The organism is Burkholderia sp. E168m23, from assembly GCF_016586125.1.
Classification (GTDB): Bacteria; Pseudomonadota; Gammaproteobacteria; order Burkholderiales; family Burkholderiaceae; genus Burkholderia; species Burkholderia orbicola.
The window spans coordinates 1-8,076 of sequence record NZ_BCPP01000222.1 but is presented as its reverse complement, the minus strand read 5'-3'; the positions used below and the strand labels follow the sequence as shown (position 1 = coordinate 8,076).

8 protein-coding genes and 1 pseudogene are annotated in these 8,076 nt (G+C 68.8%); 5 read left to right on the top strand and 4 right to left on the bottom strand.

Annotated features, from left to right (window positions below; genetic code table 11):
* The 4 genes from JMF90_RS13860 to JMF90_RS13845 all read left to right on the top strand — a co-directional run.
* Window positions 1–558 (top strand): ABC transporter permease (locus JMF90_RS13860; protein WP_201325167.1); only part of this gene is annotated, 558 nt, incomplete at its 5' end.
* A gap of 36 nt (window positions 559–594) precedes the next feature.
* Window positions 595–1,137, top strand: a complete 543-nt coding sequence (locus JMF90_RS13855; protein ID WP_012337019.1) for a hypothetical protein — start codon at window positions 595–597, stop codon at window positions 1,135–1,137.
* A gap of 2 nt (window positions 1,138–1,139) precedes the next feature.
* Window positions 1,140–2,558, top strand: coding sequence for an FAD-binding oxidoreductase (locus JMF90_RS13850; protein WP_054928593.1), 1,419 nt, complete (start codon window positions 1,140–1,142; stop codon window positions 2,556–2,558).
* Window positions 2,559–2,590: 32 nt separating this feature from the next.
* On the top strand, window positions 2,591–2,839 hold the full coding sequence (locus JMF90_RS13845) for a hypothetical protein (RefSeq protein WP_197285619.1): 249 nt from the start codon (window positions 2,591–2,593) through the stop codon (window positions 2,837–2,839).
* Window positions 2,840–2,864: 25 nt separating this feature from the next.
* Here the strand turns inward: JMF90_RS13845 and JMF90_RS13840 are convergent, their stop codons facing one another.
* The 4 genes from JMF90_RS13840 to JMF90_RS13825 form a co-directional block, all read right to left on the bottom strand.
* Window positions 2,865–3,956, bottom strand: a complete 1,092-nt coding sequence (locus JMF90_RS13840; protein WP_201317257.1) for a beta-propeller fold lactonase family protein — start codon at window positions 3,954–3,956, stop codon at window positions 2,865–2,867.
* A gap of 99 nt (window positions 3,957–4,055) precedes the next feature.
* Entirely contained in the window at window positions 4,056–5,408 is a 1,353-nt protein-coding gene (locus JMF90_RS13835) for a TRAP transporter large permease (RefSeq protein ID WP_006481162.1), read from the bottom strand.
* A gap of 4 nt (window positions 5,409–5,412) precedes the next feature.
* A complete protein-coding gene (locus JMF90_RS13830) occupies window positions 5,413–5,982 on the bottom strand; it encodes a TRAP transporter small permease (protein WP_201325166.1) in 570 nt (189 codons plus the stop codon).
* A complete protein-coding gene (locus tag JMF90_RS13825; RefSeq protein WP_027805969.1) occupies window positions 5,979–6,965 on the bottom strand; it encodes a TRAP transporter substrate-binding protein in 987 nt (328 codons plus the stop codon). Before JMF90_RS13825 ends, JMF90_RS13830 begins: the two co-directional genes overlap by 4 nt.
* Before the next feature lie 581 nt (window positions 6,966–7,546).
* Here JMF90_RS13825 and JMF90_RS13820 point away from each other — a divergent pair.
* Window positions 7,547–8,076 (top strand): annotated as a pseudogene (locus JMF90_RS13820) (endopolygalacturonase); the annotation flags it as partial.

The window sequence follows — 8,076 nt, the reverse complement described above, 5'->3', positions numbered from 1 at the left end:
ATCGGCCTCAACTCGACGACCACCGCGATCGCGGCGCTGCGCGAGCGCAATACGTTCAAGCTGTACGTGTGCTTCCCGGTCTCGCGCGGCGTATTCCTCGCCGCGCTGATCGTCGCGCGGATGGCGATGATGGCGCTGTCGGCGCTCGTGCTGCTGACGGTCGCGCGCGTCGCGTTCGGCATCGCGCTGCCGATCGCGACGCCGGACGGGCTGCGCGCATTGCCGATCGTGCTGCTCGGCGCGGCGATGGTGCTGAGCATCGGCGTGCTGCTCGCCAGCCGCACCCGCTCGCTCGCGGCCGCCGAGCTCGCGTGCAACGTCACCTACTACCCGCTGCTGTTCTTCAGCGACCTGACGATCCCGATGCACGACGCGCCCGCATGGCTGAAGGCCGGGCTCGCGTTCCTGCCGACCAACCAGTTCGCCGTCGCGCTGCGCGGCGCGCTGGTCGACGGCGCGCCGTACGCGCAGCTCGCGCCGCAACTGCTCGGCATGACCGCGTGCACCGCGCTGTTCCTGTTCGCCGCCGCGCGGCTGTTCCGCTGGCACGACGCTTGACGCGTCGCCACGCTGTTTCGACGAAGGAGAGACACGATGAAATCGAACCATCCCATAACCGACTACCTGCTGCACGCGAGCAACTTCCTGCCGGCGATCGTGTTCCTGTTCTACGGCCGGCTCGGCCCCGAGCAGCCGGATCTGCGCTGGACCCACGCGTTCCTGATCGGCGGCGTGCTCGCACTCGTGCACGGCGCGTGGCTGATGCGCCGCGCGGAGCGCAACAGCATCGCGCTCGGCGTCGACCTGTTTCTCGTGATCGGCGCGGTGCTCGCGCTCGTGTCGCCGACAGGTAGCCGTCTGTGGGGCGAGGAACTCGGCCCGGCGGCGATGCTCGTCTGCGTGCTGGTGGTCGGCATCGTGCATACCGCGTGGTCGGACGGCGGCTTCGTCGACGGCACGTTCGTCGACCAGGCGCGTGCGCGGTCGCTGTCGCTCGTGCTGCTCGCCGTCACCGTCGTCGCGCTCGCGGTGTCGATCGCGATGCGCCACAGCCCGCTGTGGGGCGGCGTCGTGCCGCTGATCGCGCTGGTCGTCGTGCGCGGCCGGCTGCGCAAGCAGCTCGCGCGGGCCAGTTGACGATGAACGCGCTGCCCGCCCCCGCGGCACACGCCGCGCAACGGCACGCGCTCGCCGCGGCACTCGGCGACGGCTGGCTCGAAGGCGCGGCCTGCGAGCCGTATGCGACCGACGTCGTGCAGTACAGCGGCGTGCCGCTCGGCGTCGCGCGGCCGGGCTCGACCGCCGACGTGCGTGCGCTGGCACGCGTCGCCGTCGCGCACCGGATCGCGCTCGTCGCCCAGGGCGCGCGCACCGGGCTCGTCGGCGCGGCCGTGCCCGATCGCAGCGGCACGCAATGCGTGGTGTCGTTCGAGCGGATGCGCGCCGTGCGCGCGTTCGATCCGGCCAATCGCAGCATCACGGTCGAGGCCGGCGTACGGCTGTCCGACATCAACCGTCTGGCGGGCGAAGCGGGGCTCTGCGTGCCGATCGATCTCGGCAGCGATCCGGCGGCCGGCGGCCTCGTCGGCGCGAACGCGGGCGGCAGCCGCCTGATCAAGTACGGCGACGTGCGCCGTCACGTGCTCGGCGTCGAAGTGGTGCTTGCGGATGAAGCCGGCACCGTGATCGACGCGCTCGCGCCGCTGCGCAAGCGCAACGCGGGCTTCGACGTCGCGCAGTGCTTCATCGGCGCGAATGGCGCGAACGGCCTCGTCACCGCCGTGTCGTTCGCGCTCGCGCCGCTCGAACGGTCGTCGTGCGCGGCGTTCGTCGCGTTCGCGTCGTACGACGCGGCACTCGCCGGCCTGCTCGCGTTCGAGCGCGCATTCGGCGAGTTGCTGTCGGCATTCGAGTTCATGTCGGCGGCGGCGGTCGGCTGTGTCGCCGCCGCGTTTCCGACATTGCGCGTGCCGTTCGAGGCCGACGCTGCAGCCTGCTACGCGCTCGTCGAGATCGCGACCGGCATGCCGGGGCTCGATGCGTTGCTCGAGGAACGCACCGTCGCGACGCTCGACGCCCTGGCGAACGAACGCGTCGTGCTCGACGCGGCGTGCGCGCCGGCGGAACGGTTCTGGCGGATTCGCGACGCGCTGCCGGCCGCGGTCGCGCAGGACGGCGTGCCGCTGTCGTTCGACGTGTCGTTTCCGCGCGGCGCGCTCGCCGGATTCGTCGCCGATGCCGAGCAGTGGCTCACCGCCGCGCATCCGCCGCTGCGCTGTCATGCGTTCGGCCATTTCGGCGACGGCGGCTGCCATCTCGTCGTGTCGATTCCGCATGCCGAAGCAGCACGCTACGGCGCGCTGCAGCAGGTGGCGCTGCGCGGCGCGCTGTACGACCGCGTCGTACAGGCAGGCGGCTGCTTCAGCGCGGAACACGGCGTCGGGCCGGTCAATATCGCGTACTACCGCAAGCACGTGCCGGCCGCGCAACGGCAGGTCGCATCCGCCATCCAGCACGCCGTCGACCCGCTCGGCCTGATCGGGCGGGTCCGTTACTGATGCACCGTTTCGACACCCCAAGGAAAATTCGCATGATGTCGCCACGCCCGCCCAGCCCCGCCGTCACCGCCGAGCCGGACGATTCATCGTCGGCGGGCATTCCCGCGCTGCCTGACTCAGGCGCGATGGTCAACGTGCGCGGCGTCGCGCATGTCATTGAATTGCCGCCGCGTGACCACGCGCGGCCGGCGTTGTGGCGCGAGCTTGCGCTCTGGCGCAACGATCGGTCGGCTGATGACGCATCGGACGGCGACGCCGAACCGGACGCGCCGCGGGGTTAGGTGAACGTTCGCGCCGCACGCAGAATCAGTTCGTCCCGTCGTACGTGACGATCTCGATCCAGTTCGCGCCCTTGCCGACCGGATACTTGCCGATCGCGTCGAGATGCCCGGTGTGGCCGTCGATCCGGTACACGGCCAGCGTCGGCGACAGCTGCCCCGCCGCGAGCAGATACTTGCCCGACGGATCGATCGCAAAACCGCGCGGCTGCCGTTCGGTCGCGAACGTGCCGATCCGCGCGAGCCTGCCCGATGTCGCGTCGACGCGATACCCGGCGAGCGTGCTCGACGTGCGCTCCGATGCGTACAGGAAACGCCCGTCCGGCGTCAGATGGAGATCGGCGCCCCATGGCTTGTCGCCGTGAAAATCGGGCGGCAGGATCGACACGGTCTGGATCGGCCGCGCATCGGCGCCGCCGTGCGACAGCGCGAGCACGTGCAGCTTGCCGTCGAGTTCGTCGATCAGGTACGCGAAGCGGCCGTTCGACGAGAACACGAAATGGCGCGGGCCCGACTTGTCGGGCAGCCGGTACGCGGGCGTCGTGTCGTCGGTCAGCATTCCCGTCGACGCATCGAACGGCAAGCGCAACCACGCATCCGCGCCGAGCACCGACGCGAACGCGTAGCGGCCGTCCGGCGACTGGCGGATCGCGTGCGCCATCGGGCCGGTCTTCACCGTCTGCCGCACGTCGCCCGCGACGCCGTCCGCGCCGATCCGGTTCACCGCGAGCAGGTTGCCGCCATACGACGCCGAGAACAGGTAGCGGCCCGACGCATCGGTCGACACGTACGCCATGCTGTCCGCGAGCGGCGCGCGGCCCAGCTCGATCAGCCGCCCGTCGAGCGGATTGATCGCGAAGCTGACGACGCGATACGGCGTCGAACGCAATGCCGCGTACAGGCGCCGATGATCGGGCGACAACGCCATCGGCATCACGGTGCCGTCGACCGGCACGGTTTCGATCGCGGTCAGCGCACCGTTCGCCGTGTCGACGCTGAACACCGAGATATCGCGGCTGTCGCTGTTCGACACGTACGCATACGTCGCCGCGTGCGCGAGCGAGGCCGCCATCGTCAACGCAGCAGCAGCCACGGCGCGCCGCAGGAGAGTCGTTTTCATGGAAGTGCCGGGAAGTGAAGAAAGGGAACCGCGCATGCAACCGCGGCGCCGGACCACCTCGGTCGTCCGGCGCCGCGACGGGCGAAACGCGCGCCGCAATCAGAACACCGCGTGCCCGCTGATCAGGCTCGGCAGCCACGTCGAGAAGAACGGCATGTACGTGACGATGTTGATCGCGCTGAAGATCGCGAGGTAGTACGGCCACGCCATCTTCGTCGTCTCGCCAATCGACACGTTGCCGATCGCGCAGCCGACGAACTGCACCGACCCGATCGGCGGGTGCACGAGGCCGAGCGAGCAGTTCAGCAGCAGCATGATCCCGAACTGCACCGGCCCGACGCCGCACGCCATCGCGATCGGCAGGAACAGCGGCGTCGTGATCAGGATGTGCGCGGCCATGTCGACGAACGTGCCGAGGAACACCTGGATGATGTTGATGTACAGCAGCATCAGCCACGGCGCCGCGGTCGACTGCTTCAGCAGCCCTTCGATCGCATCCGGAATCTCCAGGTACGACATCTGGAAGCGCAGCATGTTGGACACCGCGATCAGCAGCAGCACGACGCCCGTCGTGCGTGCCGCATGCGACAGCGCGCGGCGCAGCTTCTCGGCCGTCAGCGTCCGGTAGACCACCGCGGTCAGCACCAGCGAGTACACGACGGCGATCGCGGCCGCTTCGGTCGCGGTGGCGATGCCCTTCGCGACGCACACCAGGATGATCGCGATCACCATCAGCCCCGGCACCGCGCCGACGAAGCTGCGCAGCACCGCATACCAGCCGGGAAACCGCGGCAGCGCGGACGAGCCGTCCTCGCGGCGCGGATAGCCGTGACGCACGGCCTGCCAGTACGCGGCGGCGAGCACGAAGCCCATCACCCACAACACCGGCAGGAGCCCCGAGAACAGCAGGTCGCCGATCGACACGCCGCTCACCGGCTGGCCGTGCAGCATCCCGGTGATGCCCTGCGCGGCGAACGCGTAGATGATCATGTTGGTCGACGTCGGCATCAGCGCGCCGGCGAGCGACGCATGCGTCGTCACGTTGACCGCGTACGCGGCGCTGTAGCCTTCGCGCTTCATCAGCGGAATCACCACGCCGCCCATCGCCGACGTATCGGCGGTCGGCGAGCCCGACACGCCGCCGAACAGCGTGCACGCGACGACGTTCGCCATCCCGAGGCCGCCGCGGAAGTGGCCGACGGTCGCCTGCGCGAAGCGCAGGATGCGGTCGGCGATGCCGCCGTGCAGCATCAGTTCGCCGGAGAAGATGAAGAACGGCACCGCGAGGAACGAGAACGCGTTCATTCCCGAGATCATCGCCTGCATCGCGGTCGCGATCGGCAGACCTTCGACCATGTAGGTCAGCACGCATGCAATGCCGAGCGCGAACGACACGGGCACGCCGAGCACGAGAAATATCAGAAAACTGACGGACAGGATCGCGAGTTCCATGGCGTTATTGTCCCGACGAAGAACGACGAAGCGCGAGCAGGTGCTCGAGCGAGAAGAAGATGATCGCGACCGCCGCGGGCATCGTGATCAGGTAGCGCACGCCTTCGGGCAGCCCGATGATCGGGATGCGGTCGCCCATCGTCTCGACGGCCATGCTGCCGCAGCCGATCATGATCATGATCGCGAACGCGATCAGGCTCAGGTGCTGGATCGCGATGACCACCGTACGTGCCTTCGGCGACAGCCGGCGCACCAGCGAATCGAGGCCGATATGGCCGCCGTCGCGCACCTTCATCGCGGCGCCGAACATCGCGATCACGATCACGAGCAACAGCGCGATCGGCTCGACGAAATCCGGCGCGTTCTCGAACACGTAGCGCATCACGACCGCGTAGAACACCAGCACCGTGAGCACCGCGAGACACGACGACGCAATCACAGCCAGCACGCGGAACAGCACGTCGTTCACGCAGCGCAGCAGCGGCGCTGCATGCGGCCGCGCGGGCGGCGTGCCGTCCGGGGCGGCGGCCGACCCGCCCGCGGCCGCGCTGTTCAGGGAAGTGCGACGCGTCACTTGGTGGCCTCGATCTCGTCGACGATCTGCTTCATCTGCGGCGTCTTTTCATACTTGGTCCACAGCGGCTGCATCGCCTTCACGAACGCCGCGCGGTCGATCTGCGCGGCCGGCAGGATCTTCGCGCCGCCCTTCGTCACCAGTTGCTGCGCGGACGCCTCGCGCGCGGTCCACAGCTTCTGGTAGTACGGCACCGAGTCGGCCGCCGCCTTCCGGATCGCCGCCTGCTCCTGCGGCGACAGCGTGTCCCAGATCTTCTTCGAGAACACCAGCACTTCCGGCGTCATCGCGTGCTGCGTCTCCGAGTAATCGGGCGCGACTTCGTAATGCTTGGTTTCCTCGTACGACGGCAGGTTGTTTTCCGCCGCATCGACGAGGCCCGTCTTCAGGCCCGTATACACCTCGGCGAACGGCATCGGCGTCGGCGTGCCGCCCATCGCCCGGATCTCGTCGACCATCAGGTCGGACGGTTGCACGCGCACCTTCAGCCCCTTCATGTCGGCCGGCGAGCGCACCGGGCGCTTCGCGTAGATCGAGCGCGCGCCGCTCTCGTAGAACGTCAGCGCGATCATTCCCTTCGCGGTGAACGCATCGAGGATCTTCTGGCCGGCCGGGCCGTACATCGCCTTGCGGAAGTGATCGACGTCGCGGAACAGGAACGGGAACGACGGAATCAGCGACTCCGGCACGATCTCGTTGAACGATGCGCCGTTCACGCGCGCCATGTCGATTGCACCGATCCGCACCTGGTCGACGGTGTCCTTCTCGGAGCCCAGCGCGCTGTTGCCGAACACCTTGATCGAATCCTTGCCGCCCGTCTGCTTCGACAGCGCGTCGCCCATGAACTTCACGGCCATGTTGGTCGGGAAGTTGTCGCCGTGCACGTCCGCCGAGCGGAACACGCGCGCCTGCGCGGACATCGCGAAGCCGGCCATCAACGCGACGGCGAGGGCGGTACGGGAGCCGGTGAATCGGTGCTTCATGGTGAGTCTCCTGGATGGTCGATCGTTGTTGTGCGGCGATCCGTCGGCAGGCACCTGTTCATCTAGGCGCGTCGTTGAACCGCAGAGTCATACGTCGTATGACGTGTTGAGTGAATGTACGTCGGTTAACCGTTTAACTCACTTGGTGCATACCCCTATAACCCCGACTATCAAAGGCTTTTGGCGGAAATCGGGGAATCGCTTTCTCTGTTTATAGGTTTTTCAGCGAAACGTTTTCCGGAAACGGGTCGGCATGCGAACGGGGCGTGGTCGTCGCGGTTTCCTGACACTCGGCGGCCGTCTTTCGCTTCGTTTGCCATCGTTATAGGATGACTGACCACGAAATCGTCACGCCATCGCGATGCCATGAGCGCGCGCCGGCCTGCCTTCCGCGCGACGCGATTTCGCGTCCGCGGCGCTCCGCCCGGCGACCCCGCGTCGGCGACCGCATCCGCTCCGCCTCAGCCTGACCGGCAGCCCGTCTCCAGCCCGCACGCTCGCGTCGCGGAGCACGCGCCGCCCGAACGACCCGATACCAACCCGGCATCGCGCAGCCGATGCCTCTTCAGGAGATCTCCGTCATGACACTCCCCCTTTCCCGGCCCAATGCCCGGCCCAATGCCCGGCCGAACCGGCGCTCGCGCGCGCTCGGCCTGCTCGCCGCGCTGCTCGCCACCGCCGCGGCGCTCACCGCGTGCGGCGGCGACGATGCGAGTACCGGCGGCGGCGCGGCGTCCACCGCACCGCCCGCCACCAGCGTGTTCCAGGTCGGCACGACGACCGTCGACCCGAACCTGCCGGCCGAACCGGCGCTGCCCGCCGATACGCAGGTATGCAGCACGCTCGAAGCCGCCAATACGCTCGTGAGCCGCCCCGACGGCTCGCTGCCGCCGGAGGCCGACCCGTCGACGGCCGGCGTCGGCAAGGCCGTGCCTGCCGCGACGGCCAACCCCGATCAGGCGCGCATCCAGGCCGCGCTCGACGCGTGCGGCGCGGCGGTCGACGCTGAAGTCGGCGCGACGATCGCGGCGGCGGACGCCGCGGCCACCGCCGCGCAAAAGGCGGCCGCCGCGCCGAACGTGAACCTCGCCGGCGCGTCCGGCGAGGAGCT